General features: G+C 42.9%; 27 protein-coding genes and 1 pseudogene. 5 read left to right on the top strand and 23 right to left on the bottom strand.

The features are described 5' to 3' along the window. The 10 genes and pseudogenes from AB5170_RS18400 to AB5170_RS18355 form a co-directional block, all read right to left on the bottom strand. Window positions 1-336: pseudogene (locus tag AB5170_RS18400) on the bottom strand (ERF superfamily); the annotation flags it as partial. A 20-nt stretch (window positions 337-356) separates the two neighbouring features. Then, complete coding sequence (locus AB5170_RS18395) at window positions 357-1,040, bottom strand: hypothetical protein (protein WP_207741807.1); 684 nt, start codon at window positions 1,038-1,040, stop codon at window positions 357-359. A gap of 49 nt (window positions 1,041-1,089) precedes the next feature. Continuing rightward, entirely contained in the window at window positions 1,090-2,205 is a 1,116-nt protein-coding gene (locus AB5170_RS18390) for a hypothetical protein (RefSeq protein ID WP_177968285.1), read from the bottom strand. Between the two features lie 17 nt (window positions 2,206-2,222). Beyond that, window positions 2,223-2,354, bottom strand: a complete 132-nt coding sequence (locus AB5170_RS18385; RefSeq protein WP_255610563.1) for a hypothetical protein — start codon at window positions 2,352-2,354, stop codon at window positions 2,223-2,225. A gap of 348 nt (window positions 2,355-2,702) precedes the next feature. Then, window positions 2,703-2,933, bottom strand: a complete 231-nt coding sequence (locus AB5170_RS18380; RefSeq protein ID WP_173718706.1) for a cold-shock protein — start codon at window positions 2,931-2,933, stop codon at window positions 2,703-2,705. A 94-nt stretch (window positions 2,934-3,027) separates the two neighbouring features. Next, window positions 3,028-3,534 (bottom strand): hypothetical protein, encoded by a 507-nt coding sequence (locus AB5170_RS18375; protein WP_173718705.1) that lies wholly within the window; start codon window positions 3,532-3,534, stop codon window positions 3,028-3,030. Beyond that, window positions 3,497-4,189 (bottom strand): hypothetical protein, encoded by a 693-nt coding sequence (locus AB5170_RS18370; RefSeq protein ID WP_173718704.1) that lies wholly within the window; start codon window positions 4,187-4,189, stop codon window positions 3,497-3,499. The genes AB5170_RS18375 and AB5170_RS18370 overlap by 38 nt, the downstream gene beginning before the upstream one ends. 13 nt (window positions 4,190-4,202) lie before the next feature. Next, window positions 4,203-4,877 carry a hypothetical protein gene (locus AB5170_RS18365; protein ID WP_227198969.1) on the bottom strand — a complete coding sequence of 225 codons (675 nt, stop codon included), beginning with the start codon at window positions 4,875-4,877 and terminating at the stop codon, window positions 4,203-4,205. After that, window positions 4,874-5,335, bottom strand: a complete 462-nt coding sequence (locus AB5170_RS18360; protein ID WP_173718703.1) for a zinc-finger-containing protein — start codon at window positions 5,333-5,335, stop codon at window positions 4,874-4,876. Before AB5170_RS18360 ends, AB5170_RS18365 begins: the two co-directional genes overlap by 4 nt. An 83-nt stretch (window positions 5,336-5,418) precedes the next feature. Continuing rightward, entirely contained in the window at window positions 5,419-6,378 is a 960-nt protein-coding gene (locus tag AB5170_RS18355; protein ID WP_195379828.1) for a S1 RNA-binding domain-containing protein, read from the bottom strand. Window positions 6,379-6,829: 451 nt separating this feature from the next. Here AB5170_RS18355 and AB5170_RS18350 point away from each other — a divergent pair, with 451 nt between their 5' ends. Together AB5170_RS18350 and AB5170_RS18345 are read left to right on the top strand one after the other, a co-directional pair. Continuing rightward, on the top strand, window positions 6,830-7,153 hold the full coding sequence (locus AB5170_RS18350; protein ID WP_173718701.1) for a type II toxin-antitoxin system Phd/YefM family antitoxin: 324 nt from the start codon (window positions 6,830-6,832) through the stop codon (window positions 7,151-7,153). Next, complete coding sequence (locus tag AB5170_RS18345; protein WP_177968286.1) at window positions 7,150-7,485, top strand: type II toxin-antitoxin system RelE/ParE family toxin; 336 nt, start codon at window positions 7,150-7,152, stop codon at window positions 7,483-7,485. The genes AB5170_RS18350 and AB5170_RS18345 overlap by 4 nt, the downstream gene beginning before the upstream one ends. Before the next feature lie 228 nt (window positions 7,486-7,713). On the opposite strand, the gene AB5170_RS18340 is transcribed toward AB5170_RS18345, so the two are convergent. From AB5170_RS18340 to AB5170_RS18305, 8 genes are all read right to left on the bottom strand, one after another. After that, a complete protein-coding gene (locus AB5170_RS18340) occupies window positions 7,714-8,031 on the bottom strand; it encodes a type II toxin-antitoxin system RelE/ParE family toxin (RefSeq protein WP_118580564.1) in 318 nt (105 codons plus the stop codon). Between the two features lie 2 nt (window positions 8,032-8,033). Further along, window positions 8,034-8,300 (bottom strand): type II toxin-antitoxin system prevent-host-death family antitoxin, encoded by a 267-nt coding sequence (locus AB5170_RS18335; protein ID WP_173718699.1) that lies wholly within the window; start codon window positions 8,298-8,300, stop codon window positions 8,034-8,036. 124 nt (window positions 8,301-8,424) lie between these two features. Beyond that, window positions 8,425-9,210, bottom strand: a complete 786-nt coding sequence (locus AB5170_RS18330) for a transglutaminase-like domain-containing protein (RefSeq protein WP_173718698.1) — start codon at window positions 9,208-9,210, stop codon at window positions 8,425-8,427. A 212-nt stretch (window positions 9,211-9,422) separates the two neighbouring features. After that, complete coding sequence (locus AB5170_RS18325) at window positions 9,423-9,932, bottom strand: Uma2 family endonuclease (protein WP_118580558.1); 510 nt, start codon at window positions 9,930-9,932, stop codon at window positions 9,423-9,425. Between the two features lie 194 nt (window positions 9,933-10,126). Continuing rightward, window positions 10,127-11,458: a threonine/serine exporter ThrE family protein gene (locus AB5170_RS18320; RefSeq protein ID WP_118580555.1), complete on the bottom strand. Its 1,332-nt coding sequence runs from the start codon at window positions 11,456-11,458 to the stop codon at window positions 10,127-10,129. A 27-nt stretch (window positions 11,459-11,485) separates the two neighbouring features. Next, complete coding sequence (locus tag AB5170_RS18315) at window positions 11,486-12,292, bottom strand: DUF4866 domain-containing protein (RefSeq protein WP_173718697.1); 807 nt, start codon at window positions 12,290-12,292, stop codon at window positions 11,486-11,488. A gap of 166 nt (window positions 12,293-12,458) precedes the next feature. Next, window positions 12,459-12,932, bottom strand: coding sequence for a DUF2284 domain-containing protein (locus AB5170_RS18310; protein WP_117849756.1), 474 nt, complete (start codon window positions 12,930-12,932; stop codon window positions 12,459-12,461). A 56-nt stretch (window positions 12,933-12,988) separates the two neighbouring features. Then, a complete protein-coding gene (locus tag AB5170_RS18305; protein WP_118580549.1) occupies window positions 12,989-13,882 on the bottom strand; it encodes a LysR family transcriptional regulator in 894 nt (297 codons plus the stop codon). A 139-nt stretch (window positions 13,883-14,021) separates the two neighbouring features. Between AB5170_RS18305 and AB5170_RS18300 the strand changes: the two genes are divergently transcribed. The 3 genes from AB5170_RS18300 to AB5170_RS18290 are packed head-to-tail and all read left to right on the top strand — an operon-like array spanning window position 14,022 to window position 16,686. Then, window positions 14,022-15,323, top strand: coding sequence for an adenylosuccinate synthase (locus AB5170_RS18300; RefSeq protein ID WP_195379829.1), 1,302 nt, complete (start codon window positions 14,022-14,024; stop codon window positions 15,321-15,323). Further along, a complete protein-coding gene (pyrB, locus tag AB5170_RS18295; RefSeq protein WP_173718695.1) occupies window positions 15,320-16,261 on the top strand; it encodes an aspartate carbamoyltransferase in 942 nt (313 codons plus the stop codon). Before AB5170_RS18300 ends, pyrB begins: the two co-directional genes overlap by 4 nt. Beyond that, a complete protein-coding gene (locus AB5170_RS18290) occupies window positions 16,261-16,686 on the top strand; it encodes an aspartate carbamoyltransferase regulatory subunit (protein WP_118580543.1) in 426 nt (141 codons plus the stop codon). The genes pyrB and AB5170_RS18290 overlap by 1 nt, the downstream gene beginning before the upstream one ends. A gap of 85 nt (window positions 16,687-16,771) precedes the next feature. On the opposite strand, the gene AB5170_RS18285 is transcribed toward AB5170_RS18290, so the two are convergent. The 5 genes from AB5170_RS18285 to AB5170_RS18265 all read right to left on the bottom strand — a co-directional run. After that, the gene (locus AB5170_RS18285; RefSeq protein WP_173718693.1) at window positions 16,772-17,134 is read right to left on the bottom strand and encodes an MmcQ/YjbR family DNA-binding protein; all 363 of its coding nucleotides are present in this window, start codon (window positions 17,132-17,134) and stop codon (window positions 16,772-16,774) included. Between the two features lie 589 nt (window positions 17,135-17,723). Continuing rightward, window positions 17,724-18,020 (bottom strand): hypothetical protein, encoded by a 297-nt coding sequence (locus AB5170_RS18280; protein ID WP_173719555.1) that lies wholly within the window; start codon window positions 18,018-18,020, stop codon window positions 17,724-17,726. Beyond that, a complete protein-coding gene (locus AB5170_RS18275) occupies window positions 18,010-19,926 on the bottom strand; it encodes a VirD4-like conjugal transfer protein, CD1115 family (protein WP_177968931.1) in 1,917 nt (638 codons plus the stop codon). Before AB5170_RS18275 ends, AB5170_RS18280 begins: the two co-directional genes overlap by 11 nt. Continuing rightward, a complete protein-coding gene (locus tag AB5170_RS18270) occupies window positions 19,919-20,935 on the bottom strand; it encodes a DUF6017 domain-containing protein (RefSeq protein WP_195379830.1) in 1,017 nt (338 codons plus the stop codon). The genes AB5170_RS18275 and AB5170_RS18270 overlap by 8 nt, the downstream gene beginning before the upstream one ends. Before the next feature lie 27 nt (window positions 20,936-20,962). Beyond that, on the bottom strand, window positions 20,963-21,629 hold a 667-nt coding region (locus AB5170_RS18265), incomplete at its 5' end, for a hypothetical protein (protein WP_368365129.1).

The following is a 21,629-nucleotide window of genomic DNA, read 5'->3' as shown; positions in this document are numbered from 1 at the left end:
GGTTCCGACTACATGAATATCACTGTAATTTTTTTCTTCTGGATGATCTGCATTTGTCCAGCAAAGCTTTAAATCCGCTTCATACCGCCACATATTGCCAAACGGTGTCAGATAGGCTGGATTTCCAGAAGCATCCAGCTGCGTGGATGCTTCACCAAGGACCTCAAAATCCACGCCGTATTTATTTAAGGCAGGGGTGAGGTATTCATAGACATCATCCAATCTCACAAAATCATAGGGCACCTCTTCGCTGTAACGTTTTCTTAACAGCTTTGGCACCATCTTTCTTATTTTAATCATTTTCTGAGTCAGGTTCAGATACGCATATTTACCCATAAATTCAGTTCCTCCTTATTTTATGCTGCACCTTTTTGCAGCTCTTTCATTTCTTCCCGCACACAGCCAATGTAGATTCTTTTTTGCGAAATCTCCCAAAAAGATTCCGAAAGCCACTTATCTGCGATCATTTTTACAGCCTTCTTCGCATGGTTCAAGGTGTAAAGAAACATCACATCCGTATATTCCATCTGCGCTTTTTCAAAGGTAAAGCTTGGACTGTAAAACAGCTCCTCAGGCTTTATTCCAGCCTCCAGGAATCTCTTGGAAGTTTCCTCTACCTGTATCCGGTTTATATTTGGAACAAGGCTACTCCTCTGGTGCTGGTACTTAAGCAAAAGCTGATCCCAGTTTGTATCCATCATGTTTTTCACCAAATGGGTAACCTTCATTTCCACCTCTTTCTTCAGACTTTCTTTCGTCGGAAAAAGAAAATCGGCAGGTATCCCGACCGCCTGATAGAATACAGAATCTGCCTCATACAAAGAATAATCCGGCAGATAAAGTATGCTGCAAAGCTTTGGTTTCCGAAGCTGTAAACAATCCCTCCAAGCAGAAGCTGCATAAAATAACATGCAGTTTTCTTCCTGGCACTTTATGAATAGCTGGCTATGAAACTTTTTAATACTGTGTACCGGATCCTGTATCCACGAAAGTAATTCCCTGGATTTTTTTGCTTCCATAACCCAGTCCGGATACTGCATATGTTCCTCCTTCATACAAAAAGACAGGGGTTCCTGCCTTTGTCATTATTTAATATTTAATTTCACCTGGCATATCAAGCTCATGCCAACGTTTGCTTACACAGGCTGCCACTTTTTCCTCCAAAAGAAGTAGTCCTCTCGCATTCGTTTCCTGCTGCCTTGCAATGGAAATCACATCACAGATCCCGCAATAGATTTCGTAGGCACTACAGGGGACATCCCCTGCTGCCGCCCGAAAACGCTCTACCGTTTCTGCAATCAGCTTTTTGGAAAAACCAGCCTGCTTCATAACGCCGATCATGGCATTGGCAGGATGGTTCACCCAGATTTCACTAAGCCGCAGGACCTCCTGCAGAGCTTCCTTATAGTATTCAAAAATAGAAGCCATGTTCTGGTTGAAGTCTTCGGTACCCTTGCAGTTTTTGTGACGCACTTTCAAGTTTTCTCCCAATACAATATATTGGTTCTGAACGGACACCGTATAGAAGATATTGGCTCCTGAACTTCCCACATCGGAGGTGGTGATCCGGACCGAAGCATACAGCTCTCCGTTAAAAGTCTTCCCATAGCGTTCCAGCAGTTCCTTGTAGGCTTCGGTCAGTCGCCGGTCTCTTAGCTCCCAGGTCGCATTTACCAGATTATGGTCCGCACATCCGGATTTAAAAGACGCGTATTCAAAATCGCTGTAGATATAAGCCCCTGCAATTTCATAGACCTCTGGCATGGACAAGATAGAATAGTCTTTTTCGTCGCCAGACAGGACTGCCCGCACCTTGCCTTCACAAAAGCGGAGCAGGGATTTTCCCCTGGAGACCTTCAGACATTTGTTCAGGATATAGGCAAGTGTTTCTTTGTCTAATTCTGCAAGCGCCTTTCCGTCTATCCTGGCCCTGCCTTTTAAGCTTTTGATGGCAGATATGCCAAGAAAACAGCTGCGGTCTGGGGTTTTAATCAGCAGCCCGGAATTATTTATGGTATCCTCTTTTAAATATTCCAGATTGATATTCCCAATCGGGGTGCAGGTACTGTCCTTCGTAACCGCTTCCACTGTCAGATCCTTGCTTTGTGCCCGGAACCATTCGGCCCGTTTTTCCACATCATCCATATACTTGTAAAAAGCGGATTCCTCTTCAAACGTTACATTAAAATCATCCTTATAGTACATAGCCCCTCCTTTTGCATTCAGGACAGGAGCTTTACTTCAATGGACTTAATTCTTCCATCCGCAATCTGGAATTCATATCCATCTTTTGCCATATCAAGCAGCATTCCCAGTTCTAACAAATTTACAGCATCCCAATTTACTTCCTGCATAAAATGTTCTCCTCTTCTTTCTTTTTCTGTTATCTGGCATTCCTTTTTTCCATTTTGACCAGTACGGTCTCTTTGATTTTTCTCATTCTGCTTCCTCCTTTTCTTCATTTTGCAACAAAAAAAGACACCAAAAGAATTCCTATCTTTTCGTATCTTCCAATGTTCTAACTTATTTGCTGAGTTTAGGGCGAACCGCCCAAAAGAGATTCATCCGGAATGTCCGGATCTAAAATATAAGATCAGCCATAGATGACTGATAAAATATGATTTCATTTAAAGGTTACCACAACATGTTGTGGCTGTCAAACACATTTTTTATATATTTTGTGTTTCAAAATTTGTTTTCTTTTATGCCTCTTCCTCTACCGAAAGGGGAAGGATATTCATTGCAAGTGCCCTTCCATTTTCGTCCGTTCCAACTTCAAACTGTACAGGCTGCTTGCCGGAAAGCATTTTAAAGCCTTCCATCTTGATCTGGGAGAAATGTGCGAAGTAATCCTCGCCATCCTCCCCGGTTACAAATCCGTAACCTTTTTTTGCGCTGAACCATTTCACGGTTCCACATTTTGTTTCCGCCATATTGCATAGCTCTCCTTTATACATATTTTCCATGCGTTTACATGGAAACAGGGCGGCATGGACTCGAACCATGCCTGGTACTCCCTGCCCCGGATTACTCTTTTACTTCCTCCACTCCAAAAAAATTTCCAAAATCAAAAGCTGCATCCAACCTTCGAATTCCTGAGAATGCATGTGCATTCTGGTTAAAATAAAAGCGGTAGGCTTTTCCATACATGACAACTGTCTCTTTATTTAACAGCAGCTCTGTGGTAATCCCATCATCCCCTTGCACCAGAACCCTCTTAAAACCATCAAAAAGAAGTTCCGCATGGATCTCTGTCACAGTTCCTTCCACCACCTCATAGGATTTTGTAACTGCCAGGTAATAAATATACCCCGCATACCCAATTCCACAGACTGCCAAAAAAACTGTCCATCCCACAAATCCAGCTGATTTTTGCGCCAGACCAAGGGCACAGCCTCCATACAATAAGAGAAACGATAACAGTAAGGTATTCACAATTCTCTTTTTAAAAAAGCCCGGTATCCCGGTATAATGTTCTCTGTATTTTAGGTACTGCTCAGACAGCCATGTTTTCCATTTCTTCTTTTTCTTCAAGGAGACCTCCTTCTTGGATGCAGCTGATTACAAACTGTTTCTTCTTAAATAGGGAAACCAGGATCTGCATGAATTCCTGCAAGACCTGTTTCTGAACGATCTTTCGTTCTTCCACAGACAGGGGAACGGCACCCGCCTGTCTGGTTAACTCTGCCAGATGATAAGGAATATAGCCACCACCTGCAAGCTGCTGTAGAACCATTCGCTCTTCATAGGTAAACACGGGCCTTTTAAAAGCCCGCAATGCGATTTTCAGTCCTTTTCCAAGTGCCAGATCGTCTGCAAATGCGCCTAACCGCTCTGAAAACGAATCCGTGACAGGTACTACCACAGATTTACTAAGAAGGAGCCACAAAGCTTCCTCCTTACTCTCGCCATCACACTCCGCTACCAGACCACGTTTTTTCAGGCGCCTTAAGCAAAACAAAAAATCCTCTTCATCCGCCCACTCAGTTGCATGTGCTTCCCCAAATGTAATACATAAGACACGGTACATCTGGGAATAAATTTTATTTTCCGCACAGAGGCTCCAGGTAAGGGCCGCCCACAGCATAGCTTCCATCTCTGTGAGCACCTTTTCCTGACCGCCAATCTTTACCAGAAGCCTGCCCTCATCATCTTCCATTTTGCATCCAATGGCTGTGTACCATTTCATAATCCAGTTCCTCCTAGTGTAGCTTCATAACTTCCAGGAGTTTCGGAATCACATAACAGGCAATCATTCCTGCCACAATGCAGACTTCGATATTTGGTTTTCGAAGGTTCCATACCTCCTGGTTCTTCGTTCCAATGATTCTGGTTTTTCCGGGAACATTCCAGCGGAGCTTCCTATAAAACTCCGTAAACCTCTGATGATTAAATCCAAACGAGCGGACAAGGAAGATCGTCCGGTCCTGCTCTTCCTCGTCCAGAAGGAAAAAGCTCTCCCGGTTTTCGTTTTCGTCCAACACAATGTAAAATTCCGGGATTCCTCTGCGACTGCCTTCTACGATTCTATCAATCTCCTCATAAAAGATCCGGCAGCACTCATAATGCCCGTTTTTTTCCGGCTGGCAGACTGCCAGACTGAATTCATCCAGCTCCATGTAACAGACTTCCGCTTCCATGATTCTTTTACTGATTTTGTTTGACTGCCTTAGAAGAAGAAAAATCCCAAGGAAAAGTGCCGCACACAGATATATGAGATCCCAGCATCGGATCTGGAAAAACAGAAAATAAGCCGCGATTCCCTCTATAAGGGAGCCTGCTCCGATCAGTACAAAATACCGTTCCCTTAGATCCATCAGGTGGTAGACATCTTCCTCATCCGCCTGCATACGCAGGATATTTTTTCCATTTCTCATGCTGCCATTATTTTCTTCTCGCAGGAAGAACTTCGGTTCGTTTTTGCATATTGTTCCATAAGTGTATTACACTCCCGAATAGTTTCCTCACACCGGTACTCGGAGAACATTCCAATGTGCATGTCCTTTTCCCGCAGGCACAGGCGGTTCTGCAGCCAGATATAAGCACCATGTTTGGTCATGATGCCAGCCTGTACCACCTTATTTAACGCCCGGTGTGCTTCAATCCGTTTATGGCGAAGATCCCCATTTGCCAGAGTTCCCATAGGCCGCATACTCTTTTTATGGACTCCAATATAAGAATCACAGGATGGGTAACCACTGCAAACATACAAATAGTTATCAGGATTTAAATTACGCTCACCATAAACATACTCTGCTGGACGCAGCACCGCCAGCCCGCCACAGTAGGGACAATACAGTTTTTCATTCTGCTGTTTTTTCTTCATTTTTGCCATTTCATTCGTCTCCTTTCCTGTTTGTCCCGATTTTAAAAAAATCGCATTTTCTGTGTCAATAGGATTTTCGTTAGTTTTAATTTTTATTTATATCTTTTAATCAGCCTTGTGATAATCCCTTCTGCGACTTCGTAATTATCGTTAATTCTGGTCACTACAATTCCGATTTTATCTCCCTTTCCCGGAAGGGTTGGCATGTTGCACGAATATGCCACGGCATTCACCCCGATATCAAGCCTCATAAAATACGTGCCTTTATAAACTTCTGTGATCACACCTGTGTACTTGCCCTGACGGTGGCATTTCCGAAGATTATCTTTATTGAGATTGGCCGTCGGGGTTTTGGCATCCACTTCCACGCTAATCTGTTCTGGTTCCTGACCATCTACTTTATTAACCATAACCTGGACAAGGTCACCAACCTGGAATTTTTCACTGGCATCCAGCATCCACTCCCAGGCCATATCACGCGCCCGGACGGATACTTCCACACCAAACACCTCCAGGCGTACTACTTTTGGTGCTACTGCGATCACCCTGGCTTCTGCGATTCTTCCGGGATACAGGAGCGGCTTCTCCCCTTCTTCTCCAATGTAGAAAGTCTGACGCTTTTTCAGCATGGCATCCTTTCGTGAGGCTACCACACTCCGGCTTTTGGTATCCAGATCCTTGATAATGAAATCAATGTCACAGCCAAGCATGTTGTTGGCAATACGAACCTGGCGGTTTAAGGTGTCTGCGTTCTCCCGGCCGTCTCCGCTTAAGTTAATCATCATTTCATTCATCGGGATGATAATACGAAAACCGTTGTAATAAGTTACTGCAACCATCCAGCCGCTTTCCAGCTTCTCAATACCACCAAGCTGGCCTGTGAGTACCTTTCTGGTACGGTGTGCATTAAGTAGCTGGTGCCATCTGGTATCCTCCTGCTCCTGTGCGCTCTCCACCTGTGCGTCAACGTCGATTGTTAAGACACCTTCATAGGCTGCGCGTGGAATTTCTTTTTCCGTTACTTCTTCAATTGCTTTTTTTGTGTTCGCCATGTGTTGCCCTCCTATTATTTATACGACAAGAAGGCACAAAAAAAGCAGCCTGCATAAACAAACTGCTTTTTCGTGCCTTCTTTTTACGAGTACCATTCTATTATAAAGAGAATCTGAAGTCAATATTATGGATGTTGCAATCGTGTCGCATTTTAGTTGCAAATAAATACACTTGCTAATATTGGCTGCAAAAATCTTCAAAAGTTCAAGCCTAATAAATTTTTTATTCCAGTAAATTCTTATAACCAATCTCCCAGGTAATTATTTATCTCCTAAATTTCACTATTTTTTAGAAGATATTTCAATCATTAGGAGATAAAATCACCATCACCCGAAAGGCAATACCTAAAGGATTCCATTTCGCGTATATTTATCAGTAAATATATTGATTAATTAGTTGATATTTTGCAGGTATCTGCTATAATACAAGTAAAGAAAGGAGTTGACGATTATGGCATCTGTTATGAGTGCAATTAAAAATACGGTTCCGATCAGCCAATTTAACCGTGGCCTTGCTGGAAAAATTTTTGAAGATGTGAAGCAGAGTGGTGCTAAAGTCGTAATGAAAAACAACGTTGCAGAATGTGTTCTCATTTCCCCTGAAGAATACGTCCGTCTAATGGATGAGGTAAATGATGCTCGTCTTCTTGCCGTTGCTTCTGAACGTATGGCACACTTTAATCCTGCCACTTTAATTTCTGAGGAAGAAATGAACCGCCGTCTTGGTATTACAGAAGACAATCTTACCGGTTTTGACGAGGTAGACATTGAATGAATTGGAAACTAGAATACCTTCCTGAAGCAGAAAAAGACTTAAAAGACCTAAATGGAAGTCAGCGTATTCTTGTTCTGAAGGCCATCAAAAAAGTTCAGCAAAATCCACTGCCTGTTGAAGAACAAGGTTATGGAAAACCGCTTGGTAATCACAGCAGTACTAATCTTGCCGGACTTCTGAAAATCAAACTCCGCTCTGCTGGTTTGCGTGTTGTATATCAGCTTCGCCGTACCGAATCGTCTATGATGATTATTGTAATCGGCGTCCGAGCAGACGAAGAAGTATATGAAATTGCTCAGAAAAGAGCGAATAAACACAATCTTTTTGATTAACCTGCACCTTTTTAAGTGATTACATTCATCTGTATAAAGCTTTTGTTAATACACAAGCAATTACCGTGAACCACCGATACCCCTTATAGTTCTTTCATACTATTTCAATTGAATCACAATGTACCCATAAAAAATGCAGGGATGCTCACCTCCAGCGATACATCTCTGCATTTTTAGATATGTTGCAATCATGTCACATTTTAGTTGCAAATAAGTACAACTGCTGGTTCAACGGATGAGCCAATTATACTCTTTTCTACAGTCTAAAATGTAATCCACATAAACTGTATCATCCTCAATTTGATATAAAATCAAATACCAGTTTTTCACAAACATTTTGTGATATTTATTACATGGAATATAAGGTTCATTCAAAAAAGGAAAACGATTTGGACTATACGCTAATGAACGCATTGCTTCCATTAATTCTTTTTTCTTATTTCTTGCGGCATCCTTATCTACCTGTGCCAGAAAGCGAATATGTACTCCAAGCATTTGCTTCGCCCGGTCCGATACGATAACTTTGTATTTTCTTCTTTCTGACATTTTCATCCCTCTTCTATTATATTATCAAGATAACTGTCCAATTCATCAAGACTGCATCCTGTTCTTCCTGCCAGACGATCCTCTTCAACAGCAAGCAGTTCTTCTCTTAATTTCAACATTTTCTCCCGTCGGTTAAAGGATTCAATATCCATCACCACAAGATCACCTTCTCCATTTTTTGTCAGAAAAACAGGCTCTGAAGATTTACGGCAAAGATCTGCAATCTCATTATAATTTTGTCTAATAGCAGCTGATGGACGAATGTTCATAAGATCACCTCTCGCTTTCATAGTAATATTATATACATATTATAATTTTATTATGCTATATTTGTCAATACCAATTACAGACCTATTCCATTTCTGCACCAGCTTCTCTATTTTCATTCTGAAATCATCTTTCAATCGTAAAATGAAATACCAGCTGTTCCTGATCCTCAGCTGAGGTTCTTAAGGATCTTCGAATTCCGGTTGTATCTGCAAAAGTTCCACCGTAAGCATCTACCTTGATCCATTTACCGTTTACCTTTACTTCATTCCACTGGTGTGTCCAGCTGCCGGCATTCACATGCCGTACCGGAACATTCGCAGCCTCACAAAGCAGTGTGTACGCTTTTGCATATCCTGAGCAGGCTGCTTTTTTCATTACCAAAGCTGCATAAGCTTCATTTCCATAATTCTTCTGGTAGGCTTCTGAAGACTGGTTTAACTGCCAGGAACAATGCTCGGTCAGATACCGGAACAATACAAAAGCCCGCTCCTTTGCATTCAGATCCGCAGCCACATATTTTTTTACGATTTTCTTTGCTTCTTTCTTGGCCAGATTAAGGCGTTTGGATTTATTCGGCTCTTTTACGGTCACTTTACATTTCAGGGTACGTTTTCCCACTTTTGCACAGATGTATGCTGATCCACCCTTTTTTCCAGTTACTTTTCCAGAAGCCGAAACAGATGCAACGGATTTTTTAGAAGAACTCCATTTTACTTTCTTTTTGCTTCCCGATACTTTCAGCGACGTGGAAGCTCCCCGATAGATGGTAACCGCCGATTTGTTCAGTTTCACTTTTGCAGCCTGGACATCCACTGGCCTTATAAAGCTTCCAAGGAACAAAACTACCAATGCCAGCCAAACAACTACGAATTTCTTCTTTCCTGTGTTACATTTTTTTGCTTTTCTCATCGCAAACCCTCCATTTTCGAAACCATTTCCTGTTGCAGTTCCAATGTAGCAATTTGATTTTTTCTGTGTCAATAGGATTTTTGAAAAAAATATTTTCAAATAAAAAAGTGATTCACTATTTTGCAAATCACTTTTACAATTCTTATTTATAATCAAATATCCTTTTTTCGCAATTTCACCTATCACATTTATTGCGGTCTTGGTTACAAGCACTAATCAATTTCTTCAAATAATTCGTCAAAGGTAATCTTTATCTTTGGAAAATGAAGCAGTTGTAACTCATCCTTATTTTCTTCTGTGACTGTTTTTAAAAGATAGTATTTGGGAATCTCCCCCTCATAATCCAGTTCATAGATTTCAACTGTTTTTTTACGCCAGTCAACGATCCAATACTCTTCAATCTCCTGCTCACAATACAGCTGCATTTTCTCTGTCCGGTCATAATTTTCTGTTGATGGTGACAAAACCTCCATAACAAAACGTGGCGCATCTGTAAAAGTGTTTCCACGCCTTGATTTCGTACGGCAGTTTATGGAAGCATCCGGAATCACAATCTTGTTATTGCCCTGGTTATCTTTGAAACGGTATTGCACATTATCCGAATATACATAGCAAGTACTATTTTTTAACTGGTGCCTGACCGCTGCAACAAAATTTACAATTACAGCAGAGTGCTCTGGTGTAGATCCTTCCAGATCTGTTATTTTAAGATCCCAATCCATATTTCACCCTCCTGCATTTTACAATATAAAGAACTTCTTGTTTTCTCTAAATTCCACTCTTCTCTATTAAAAGAAAAGAATTATTTTTGTCTCCTCCATTATAGCATCCTCCCTGTAGATTGGAAAAGTAATTTTTTTTAAGATTGGTGCATAAACAGGGGTGTTGGCCCTCCGTGACTCGCTTTTTGCACCTGTCAGGTACAATACCGAAACGCCTTATCTGTTAAAATCCTTGCAAAGATTAGTCCAAGCGGAAGCGCTGCAATGATCAGAAGTGCAGCTGCAAACCAGGAGGCAGACACAGATAAGGACATGATTCCAAGATTATAAAATCCACGGTATAAATAAAGCCCCGGTACCATGATCACAATAGAAGGAACGGTAACGGAAATCCTTGGGTAGCCCACCTTATTTTTCAGAAGGGAGGCCAGAAGCCCGGCTGTCAGAGCTCCGATAAATGCGGTCACTGCCGGAGGTAAGGCGGCAAGATCCACAAGCTCCAGCCGCAGGGTATTTGCAACCGCCCCAAGCACTGCTGCAGAACAGGCAAGCCTTACCGGACTGTTAAACATGATGGAGAAACCGAACACGCCGAAAAAGCTTGCAATAAGCCGTGTGAGGATCCACATTGCAACAGGCATATGGATCTTTATGAAATCCACCGGCTGTAAGTGAAGAAGCATAGCCATGATCCAGGCAGACATAGTGGCTACCAGAACAATAATCAGTGCATAAGTAAGCCGTTCCATACCAGAACGCATATCCAGTTTTGCCAGGTCGATTCCGCTGGTAATAAAGGGAAAACCAGGGATGATAAAAAGCATGGCACAGATATATCCTGCTTCATGCTGAATGGAAATCCCAAACAGGATTTCCCCTAATTTTAATAATCCTGCATATACAAAGCATGCCAGGGAGACAGAGGAAACAATGCCAAGGAACAGGGTAAAATGATGCTTGGTCAGCTTGCAGCGAAGGAAATTTCCAAGTCCTGCTCCAATAAAAGCACAAAACATCTCTACTGGTCCTCCGCCTAAAAGAAAGGTAAATCCACAGCATGCAATGGCGGCAGCCAGTCCCAGGGCAGCCGGGGAATAAAGGCCATGGATCCTTTCAATTTCATCCAGATAGCTGTGAAGCTCTTCCCCGGACATGTTTTTTCCCTCTGTTTCAAAATTGCGGATAAAATGCTCCAGCCGGTTCAGCTTTGACGTATTCACCCCTGTATTGGTAAGGCATAAAGACTGGGTAAAGCCATTTTCCCCATCAAAACAGGTGTACTCAATGGACATCAGTCCGATATCTGCGGTACAGGTAATTCCCATTGCTTCGGCCAGGGCATTCATGGAGCTTCGGACCCTCCAGGCTCCAGTCCCACAGGATAAAAACATGATCCCCACACGTCCGATAATGGAAGCCTTTTCGGTGATGCTTGCATTTATAACGGGAGTATTTTGGCCATTTTCATCGGTGTATTCATGCCACTCCACGTCCATGTGATTTTTTCTGATCATTTCTGGCTGCATAAGCCCACTTCCTTCCGAAAAGTCCCTTTATAATTTCAGGCTGTCATTTCCAGCTAGTTCCATCATCCGCTCCCTGCAGGCAAGGACGATCCCGTCAATTTCCTCCATATGCTGGAGCATTTTCTTTTCAAACTCATGGATGGGAAGCAGAACGCCAAGTTCATCAAAGGGTTTCTCAGGATTTTCCTTTTTTACACCGGTCTCCTGTCCGTAAAAGACCACTGCACGGGGTGCTGCCTGCTGGATCTCCTGGAAAGTCTTCCATACAACCGCATAAGCCTGCGCTTCTGTAAGCCCCAGCTTACAGGTATCCGGAAGTGCATAGAGGATTAAAATCCCACGCTGGCACTCTTCTTTTTCCTCTTTAATTTCCAATCCATCCGTGTAAGAGCGTACAATGTCATATCCATCTGCCAGATAAAGTCTGGATCTTGGTACGCATTCATGCCGGTCAAAGGTTTCCTTAAATTTTCCATAGTCATGGGCGGAAACCATCTTTCCAACATCTTTAAGAAGCTTCCCTTCCACATTGGTAAGAAGGACCGGATTCTCTCCTGCCTTTCCATGGAATTTTCTTGGGATCAGATAGGCTTCGCGGAGCAGATCAAACATACTTTTTCCGCACAATTCCAGAAGAAGGGCACTTACATCCCCGTTCTGGTAAGCGTGAAAGAGTACCTGCAAAAAGTGGTCCGGATCCTCATCCACCAGCATATGTTCATCATCCAGATACTGGTAAAACACTTCACGAAGTCTTCTTGATGCCTCCGGGGAAGCCAGGATTTTGGAAAAAATATCTTCTACAGCCTGTTCTCTTGGTAAAACTGTTTTCATACTAAAACGCCTCTTTTTCTGTTTGGATCATGATGAGAGCTGTACTTGTCTCTTTTCGGGAGGGATTATAGCATTGTTATAGTCATACCGCAATAGGATGAAAGGTTTCTCTTTCATATCATATTTTTATGTCTGCCATATCATTGACCGTTGTATGTGTTTTCCATTACAAGTTTCCATGAAATAAAATTTGTGAAAAATACCGTATCTTATCATCGGTCCCCCAGCAGATCATTCCCACCGCATCTGCCATTTCCTGGGCATCAACACAGTAGGCGGACATGCAGGAATGGTGCCTGTAAGGACCAGCGGACATGATCAGCAGGTCGGTATTTCCAGATTCCATTATTTTAGAGGCCAGCTGTTCGGTGAGTTTATTGTGCGCAAGCTTCGCCATTTTGTAGTCCATATCCTTGTTTTGTATCGTCTGGAGAATAAGCGCTTTTTCATAGGCGAATACCCTTTGTTTCATAGATTCTACTGTTCCGCATTCAGGTGGACAGGCGGGATTCACGTTGTAACATCCACACTGATTTTCTTCACAAAACTTTCGGTATTCCGGTTTGAACACAAGTTTTTGTGTATCCATGATTGCCGCATTTGAAAACCCAAGTTTTTTTGCTTCTTTGATGTAATCCATAGAATACCTCCTCCAAGTTTTTTACAACTCACTAAAATTTTCTCCATACGCTGGTTTTAAACCCGCCCAGCTACAATTGTGTTTTTTAATTCCCTTGCCGCAGCGCCCATAGGATGCTGGCTGTCATACACCAGACAGATCTGACGCTCCGGGATTTCGTCTTTTAGTGGGATCTGTACGATTTCTTTTTTCAGAAGGGAGGGCGCTGCCATTGGCTGGGGCAAAAAGGCAAGGCCAAGCTCGCATTTTACAAGCGGCAGGATCTGGTCCGCAGTGGCAGCTTCCGTATCCGGGGAAAGATCCAGGCCATGGGATAAAAATACACTGTTGTAAAATTTATAGGTCATAGTTTCCCGTCCAAGAGAAATCAGCGGATAGTTCTTTACCTCCCGAAGGGAAAGCTCCTGGCTTCCAAGCGCTGTAAAAGTGGTACCACCAACCAGAATCTCCTGGAAGGGCATGAGCATGATCTGTTTCAATGGGGAATCCACCTCTGCCGGAGTGGAAACTACTGCAAAATCGATCTTTCCGCTTTTTACGGATTCAATGGCTTCCGGGGTGGAATGGTTATAAAGCTTCAGCCGGATTCCCGGATAAGTCATATGGAAATTTTTTAATTTATCAAGCAGGAAAATATTCAAGGCAGTTTCGCTGGCGCCAATTGCTATACTTCCGTGGGAAAGCCCGGAGCTGTCCGCCAGCTCCTCTTCTGCAGCCTGAAACTGCTCCATTGCACCAAGCACATGGGTATAAAGCCGCTCTCCTTCCGGGGTAAGCTGTACACCGCGGTTAGTACGGATAAATAAAGTGGTATTCAGCTGCTGTTCCAGACAGTTCATGGCCCGGGTGATGTTAGGCTGGCTGTTGTTTAACGCCTGGGCGGCCTTGGTAAAGTTGTGGTATTTTGCCACATAATAAAAGATCTTGTAATACTCGAAATTTACGTCCATAATATTTTTCCTTTTCTTTTGGCATATCATATATTTATTCCAATTATATCAATTATAGTTTTTACTTATTCCTACGTCAAGCGTATTATGTACCCGAATAAAAAAGGGAAACAGGAACGTGTTTTCAAAGGAGGAACAAATGCTTACAGCAGTAACCGGTATAAACTGGGGCGATGAAGGAAAAGGCCGTGTGATCGATCTTTTAGCGGAGCAGGCAGATGTGGTAGTCCGCTACCAGGGCGGCAACAACGCAGGTCACACAGTGGTCACCGACCAGGGTAAATTTGTCTTAAATCTTCTCCCATCTGGTATCTTACATCCAGGTGTGGTATGTGTCCTCGGGGACGGAATGGTAGTCGATCTGGAACATCTTTCCCGGGAAATCCATGAAATAGAGAAAAAAGGAATCCGGGTTACACCGGATCATCTGAAGCTTTCAAAGCGTGCCACGATCTCCATGCCATGGCACAAGGTACAGGATGAGTTAGAAGAAAACCGGCTGGCAAAAACCGGCAGCGCCTTTGGCTCTACCCGCCGTGGAATCGCCTACGCCTACAGTGACAAGTACCGTAAGAAAACCCTTCGTCTTGGGAATCTGCTTCATTTAAAAGAGGATTCCGTAAAAGCCAGATTAAAAACCATGCTGGAGGCAAAAAACCTGGAGCTTGCAGGCTGCTATCATCAGGAGCCAATGTCTTACCCTGCTCTTCTCACCTGGTGTGAGGAACAGGCAGAACTCTTTGGCTCCTATATTGCAGACACGGGTGAGTTTCTGGAACAGGCACTGTCAGAGGGCAAAAAGGTAGTGCTGGAAGCCCAGCTTGGCGCCATGAGGGATATTGATTATGGTATTTTCCCCTATACCTCAAGTTCCTCTACCATTTCTGCCTATGGCCCGATCGGTGCCGGAATTCCGGGAAAATCCCTGGATCATGTGGTGGGCGTTTTAAAAGCATATTCTACCTGTGTTGGTGCCGGTCCTTTTGTAGCAGAAAAGGCAATGTCCGATGCCTGGGAAGAAGAGCTTCGAAAAGCGGGCGGTGAATATGGTGCTGCCACAGGCCGTCCCCGCAGGGTGGGACCGTTTGATGCCGTAGCCAGCCGTTATGGATTAAAATGCCAGAATGCAGATCAGATCGCACTTACCAAAATGGATGTCTTAAGTTCCATGAAAGAGATTCCCGTGATCACAGGCTACAAACGTGACGGTGTTGTGACCATGGATTTTGACCCTATGGATGAACTGGACAGCTTTGTCCCTGTAGTAGAAATGCTCCCGGGCTGGGAATGCGATATTTCCGGCTGCCGGACGTATGAAGAGCTTCCGGAGAATGCCAAAGCCTACATCCGTATCCTGGAGCAGCTTTTGAACCATGAGATCCAGTTTATTTCCGTCGGAGCCAGACGGGATCAGTTTTTAACAAAAGGAGCCTGGTTATGAGACATTTGATCGATCCACTTGATTTTACCCTTGAAGAAACTACAAAAGTTCTGGATCTGGCAGACCGCATTGCAGAAAATCCGGAAGTGTACAGCCATGTGGCGGATGGGAAAAAGATTGCTACTCTTTTTTACGAGCCAAGTACCAGAACACGTCTTTCCTTTGAATCTGCCATGCTAAGCCTTGGAGGAAAGGCCCTTGGCTTTGCTGGTGCTGAGCAGTCCAGTGCCACAAAAGGAGAAACGGTAGCTGATACCGCCCGGGTGGTAAGCTGCTATGCAGATATCATTGCAATGCGGCATCCCAAGGAAGGCGCTCCCCTTCGTGCCTCCATGTATGCCACAGTGCCAGTAATTAATGCCGGGGATGGCGGTCATAACCATCCAACCCAGACACTGATTGACCTTATGACTATCCGTCAGAGGAAAGGTCATCTGGATCATCTGACAGTTGGCTTTTGCGGGGATCTGAAATTTGGACGCACCGTACATTCCCTGGTAAACAGCCTGGTACGTCATCCTGGAAACGAGTTTTACTTCATCTCCCCGGAGGAACTTAAGATCCCGGATTACGTGATGGAAGAGACCTTAAAGCCAAACCATTCTTTTTACAAAGAAGTCACCAGCCTGGAGGAAACCCTTCCCAAGCTGGACGTGCTCTATATGACAAGAGTTCAGAAAGAACGTTTCTTTAACGAGGAAGATTATGTCCGGTTAAAGGATACCTATATTTTAAACCGGGAAAAATTAAATCTGGCACAGCCGGATATGCCGGTTCTCCATCCTCTCCCAAGGGTGGACGAAATTGCCACAGACGTGGACCAGGATCCAAGAGCCGCTTATTTTGACCAGGTGCAGAACGGAAAATATATCCGTATGGCATTGATCATGGCTCTGCTTGAAATCCCGGATCCGCTGACAGGAAGGACGGTGCTGTAATGTTAAAGATTGAATCTATCCAAAACGGAATTGTGATCGATCATATCCCGGCTGGAAAAGGAATGGATATTTACAAGCTTCTGGAACTGGACTCCCAGAAACAGTCCGTTGCCCTTTTGCAGTCTGTAAGAAGTGAAAAATACGGCTGTAAAGACCTGATTAAAATAGAGGGGCTTACAGAGCCTGAGCGTCTGGAAGTCCTTGGTTACTTAAATGAGGGTGTCACGCTGATCGTGATCCGTGATGGAAAAGTGGTAAAAAAATACCACCCTGTTCCGCCAAAAACGTTAAAGAATGTAATCAAATGCAAAAATCCCCGCTGCATTACCAGTACGGAAGCAAACTGTGAGCACATCTTCAAACTGTCCTCCAGTGGAAAATATAGATGTATTTACTGCAACCAGGAAGCTTCCCTCTTAAGATAAAGAATAATACATCCTCCCTTGTATATCGCTTAAGAGGAAAATACCCTTTAGGTTTATTTCTATTCCTAAAGGGTATTTAAAAAAATTATTTTCTTCCCGTATCAATTAAATCATAACTCATATCCAAAAAATCCAGTGTTTTACCATCTCCAACAGAGCCATCCAATACTACAGATATCCAATGCTCCTTATTCATGTGGTACCCTGGCCTAATCCCATAGGTTCGTGCAATAAACCCATTTAACTCCGGATTGCATTTCACATTCATAATGTCTACGCTTCCCTCTTCCGGAATTCCTAATTTATTCTTATCTACATTCATAAAAACTGCATACCATTTTCCGTTTTTATGCCGAAGCACCGCTGACTTAGGATCTTTCTTCCAGAGATGCTCCGGTGTTGTTCCATATTGCTCTTTTACATACTGATAAATTGCCTCTTTTGTCAAAAATCTTCCCCCAGTTTACTCTTAGAAATCAAAAAACGAAATACACCATCATTATAGAGAGCCTAATAAACCGTGTCAAGATTTTTGGCGCAAAGGATATTCCCATATTTCCTAAAGTATTTTGTTTTAATTTTCTGATTTTTGATTATAATTTTCACATTTTCAACAATTTTCATTCAAAATCCATTGACTTGTTTTCATTTTTCAATTATAATAAAGATGCTAAATTTTTTAAAGGTTTTTTCATACTTGTTTCATTATTTTCTCCTACTTAAAAACAGTGTTTTTTTAGCAGCGCCCCTAATCGCAGCTGCAACTTGTTATTTTAAGTATGGCCTTTGGTCCCCAAATAGGAACCTCAAAAAAGGAGACTTTTACTTCCTTCTGAAGTCTCCTTTTTTGCTACCCTTTTTGCCAAAAAAATTCAGAGCTATCTGCAAAATCCGAACAATCTCTTCTGCAAATAACCCTGAATTTTTCGGTCGATAGACCTAAATATTAAAAGATAAAAACAAATTATGTTTCTTCATGTTAGCACGATTTATTGTAAAAATCAATAGCTTTATAAAACAATTCGACTTTTTCTTCCCTACGCTTGGTTCTCGTACCGAAGCCTTGAAAAATACCAGACTTTTCCCTGGATATACCTGCAAATATGGTTATCCAATAAATAGCTTTTTTCGCCCAGTTCCGGGTTATCTCTTTTCCAGCCACTCTTTTCCAGGAACTCTTCCATGGAATCATATATTTCAATACAGCCTGCCGCTGCTATGAGCCTGTTATAATCATTCTCTTTTATATGAATATCAAATTCCCTCATGAGAAGGATTTTAAAACCATACCGTACCATGGAATTCTCTTTGATCTGTGACAGATCAATTGTCATCCGCATTCACCTCCCTCCCAGCGAACAAATCTTCTACTCTCGTTACACCCGGCTTGGATTCTGTTTTTTTGCCTGGTTTCTTTTGGGGCTTTGCATCTACAGCGAGCGGTTCTTCACACGCTTCATCCGTACTGGATTTAGGCGGAAGTGAAATAGATGCCTCATTATCCTGCCCCAGATGTGAAAAAGGCTGTTCCTGTGATTTTTCCTTTTCCCATTCTTTGTGCCAGTCTGGTATGTGTTCCAATACTTTTTCCAGCCGGAGCTTCTTTGCATCTTCATGCTCGGTATAGTCCATTTTCTGGAATTTCAACACATTATGTCCTCGGATAATTAAAATCCCCTGGTTTAAGGGATAACGAAGCACCTCATCAGGAAGAAGCAGCTGCCTTTTTCCAAGGGATTTTGACTCTGAATATTCCGGTACATAATCCGTTGCTCGGATGGTATAAAAGTTTTTCCGGACAGAAGCCACCGATACCGTAATCTCTCCTGTCCGGTCACTGTAGTAGGTCGCAGTTGTCATATCATTACACCCAAGGAAGATTGAGAAATCGCATCCTCCAAGGATTTCCTCCCACTGATTGTCTGGGTAACGGTTCTGAAGCTGTGGGATATTCTGAAACAAAATACTCATCCCGATCCTTCTGGATCTGGCTGTAGCAAGCTTCTTTTTGAAGTCCGGGACCACACCGATATTCGGAAATTCATCAAGGATAAAGCTTACAGGAACCGGCAGCACGCGTTCTTCTGTTCGATCCGCCAGACGAACCAGTTTGATAATTAGAAATGAAGTGAAAAGAGTTGCCAGCATATCAAATGTTGAATCCTGATCGGATGTGATACAAAAATATGCACACTTTTCTTTTCCTGGAAGGGAAAGATCAATATCCGTATGACTGGTAATCTGTTGTACCAGTTTATTTTGCAAAATCTGTAACCTGGTTCCAAGTCCAAGCACCGCATTTCCTTTTACCTTTTCTGCTTTTGCAAAGAGCTGATAAGGCCCTTTAGCCGGATGGTTCGTTGGCAATCTTTCAAAAATCGAATCCAGCATATCGACACTTTTATTGAGCAAGAGTTTATATGCTTCAGCAAAGGTTCGCTGTTCTGGTGGATATTCCTCATACACATACAGGCAAAGAGCTTTTAATAAATCCATCTCCACATTATCGTAAAAATGATCAAATTTGTCTGTGGTGTTACGAATGACAACATCACAGAATACATCGATCAGCTCTCCCTCATCAATTTCCGCCAGACAGTTCCAGGCATCTGAATGTGTCAGCTGAATCAGATTTAACTGTTTTACCACATATCCTGACTCCTTCAGATAAGCACATAAATCCTCATAAAGTTCAGACTTTGGATCTGTGATATACATGCTCTCCCCACGGCGTACGCATTGTAATGCCATCACCCTTGCAAATGCTCTGGATTTCATAGAACCTTGGGAGCCGCAAACAGCTATATTCCGGTTCAGCCTGGAATTTACCGGAAGGCTTAGAACCTTACCGGTTCCAAGCTCCCGACCAAATATGATTCCGTTTACGCCGTCCATTGATTTATCTGCTCTTAAGATCTCCGCCTGTTCCTCTTCTTTCATAAAACCAGCGGTTCCATAGGTTCCCTGGTCGGATAATTCAAAGCCACGCTCATCCTGCAATGGATTTTCACTTCCCCGATAAATCACAAGTGCCGTAAGAAAGAAAAGCACCAGAACAGAGAACAGGATCCACATCCTGCCCCCGGTGCTGGTCCATCCTGCAGCCATACAGTGAATAGGGTTTAAGTCAACATTTGCATCTCCAAAAAGAATATATAAAAATCCTCCCAGATATCCTGCCAGCAATACTGCCCCAATCACAACCAGAACCAGTTTCCATTTATCAAATTTTTTAAACATCCTTTTTCCTCTCATTCCCTCTCATTTCTTCTGCCATATTGTATTGATATAGGTTGTCGTAATAGCTGCTCATGGTATTTACCGCATTATACAGGGCTGTTAGAAGAACCGCCCGGATATTCCTGGCTTTTGTAGTATTAGAATCCATACTGAACAACACAAAATCCACATGCTCTTTCGTTAGCTTTGCGAACTGGGCCTTTACCACATTTACTGACTTTTCCTCCCTGTTCACCCGGATTATCTCTGCTGAAGAAGTCATCACATCCACGATCAATCCCAATATTTCCCCTACTCTGTCATCATGTGGATGATCCAATATCAGGTTTTCATACTCAATCTGCCGTTTTATCTGATCTTCCACTTCCCGATATGAAGAGAGGGAGAAATCTTTGTTAAAGTCTTTGTATGTATTCTTTGTATATGTCTCCCCCAAATCGGGGACAGCTGTCACTTTTTTCGGGGATACCCTCTCACTTATATTAGTGACCCCTGTCACTTTTTTCGGTGGGGGCTGTCCCCCAAATGAGTGATAGGGGGTATCTGGTATCCCTATGAATGCATTTTCCAACGTTTCCGGATAGGTTAATTGAATTAATACATCTACATCCAGATTTAGGAACATGACATTGGAGTAAAGTTGCCCTTTGATGTTGACTGTCCGAAATACCCTTGTTACCACTCCTAGCTTTTCCAGTTCAACGATAGCGTTCACCGCATCTCGTTTCGTGATACCAAACTGATCCGCCAACTGCTGATAGTTTCTCTGTAGAATGTCAGCCTGGAATTTCTTTTTGAATCCACACAACTGCCCGGTTGCCTCATCCCGGATTTCCATCGGCCTATACCAGTACACAATATCTGCCAGAATAATGATTGCATTCAGGTTTGGTTTTCCGGTTTCTTTTTTAATTGTGTGATACCAGGTGGACGGAATGACATTTCCCGTAAACTGCAGGCGGCACATCCTGTTTACTGTTTCACTTCCAGTGTCAAATAGATTACTCATAGACACCTCCTGACTTAGACTGTGGGCTTATTCGTCCCTGCCCTTAGTCAGATATTCCATGATTTTATCTGTATTCAGCTCACGAACCCTCACCCCCTCTCCAAAATATGCTCTGAGCACATTCGCCTGGTAATCTAAGCAGATGATTGTTCCTTTCTGCTTCCAGCCAATTTCCTGCTTTATGCGACACAAATGACGCATATCCAATTCATGACAGAAATAGATTAGCTGCATGTCCTTATCAAAGCCCTCGCTTAAGGCGTATTGTTTACGCCTTGGATACTTTACTAATGTTGCTAACAGATTTTTTATCTTCTCCCGTTTCCAGGAAGTTAATAGAAGCTCCATCTGAACCTTTGCGTTATCTGTCCGCGGGATGTAATAATAGTGTTCGTACACATCATCTACCTGATATAGATTTTTGCGAACACCGCCATCACTATTTAAAAGTTCAAGAAGGAAATCCATAGTATTTCCCAAGATAAGCGAATCAGCCTGTCGTAATCCTCCACCAATTAACAGCATACGTTCGGTCCAGGTACGCATTGCCATTTCCATCTTTTGCGCCCATTTCATTCTTTTTGCCATGGTGTTGTAAACGACATAAGCTGTATCCCCGGTAAGTAGCACGCCGCAGGCTCTGGAACCCTTGATTGCTTCTGCGCTCTCTTTGTATTCCAGACTGCCATAATAC

The organism is Ruminococcus sp. RTP21484sp1_RTP21281st1_A8_RTP21281_210402, from assembly GCF_040914025.1.
Lineage (GTDB): Bacteria > Bacillota > Clostridia > Lachnospirales > Lachnospiraceae > Blautia_A > Blautia_A faecis.
This window is presented reverse-complemented; position numbering and strand designations above follow the sequence as displayed.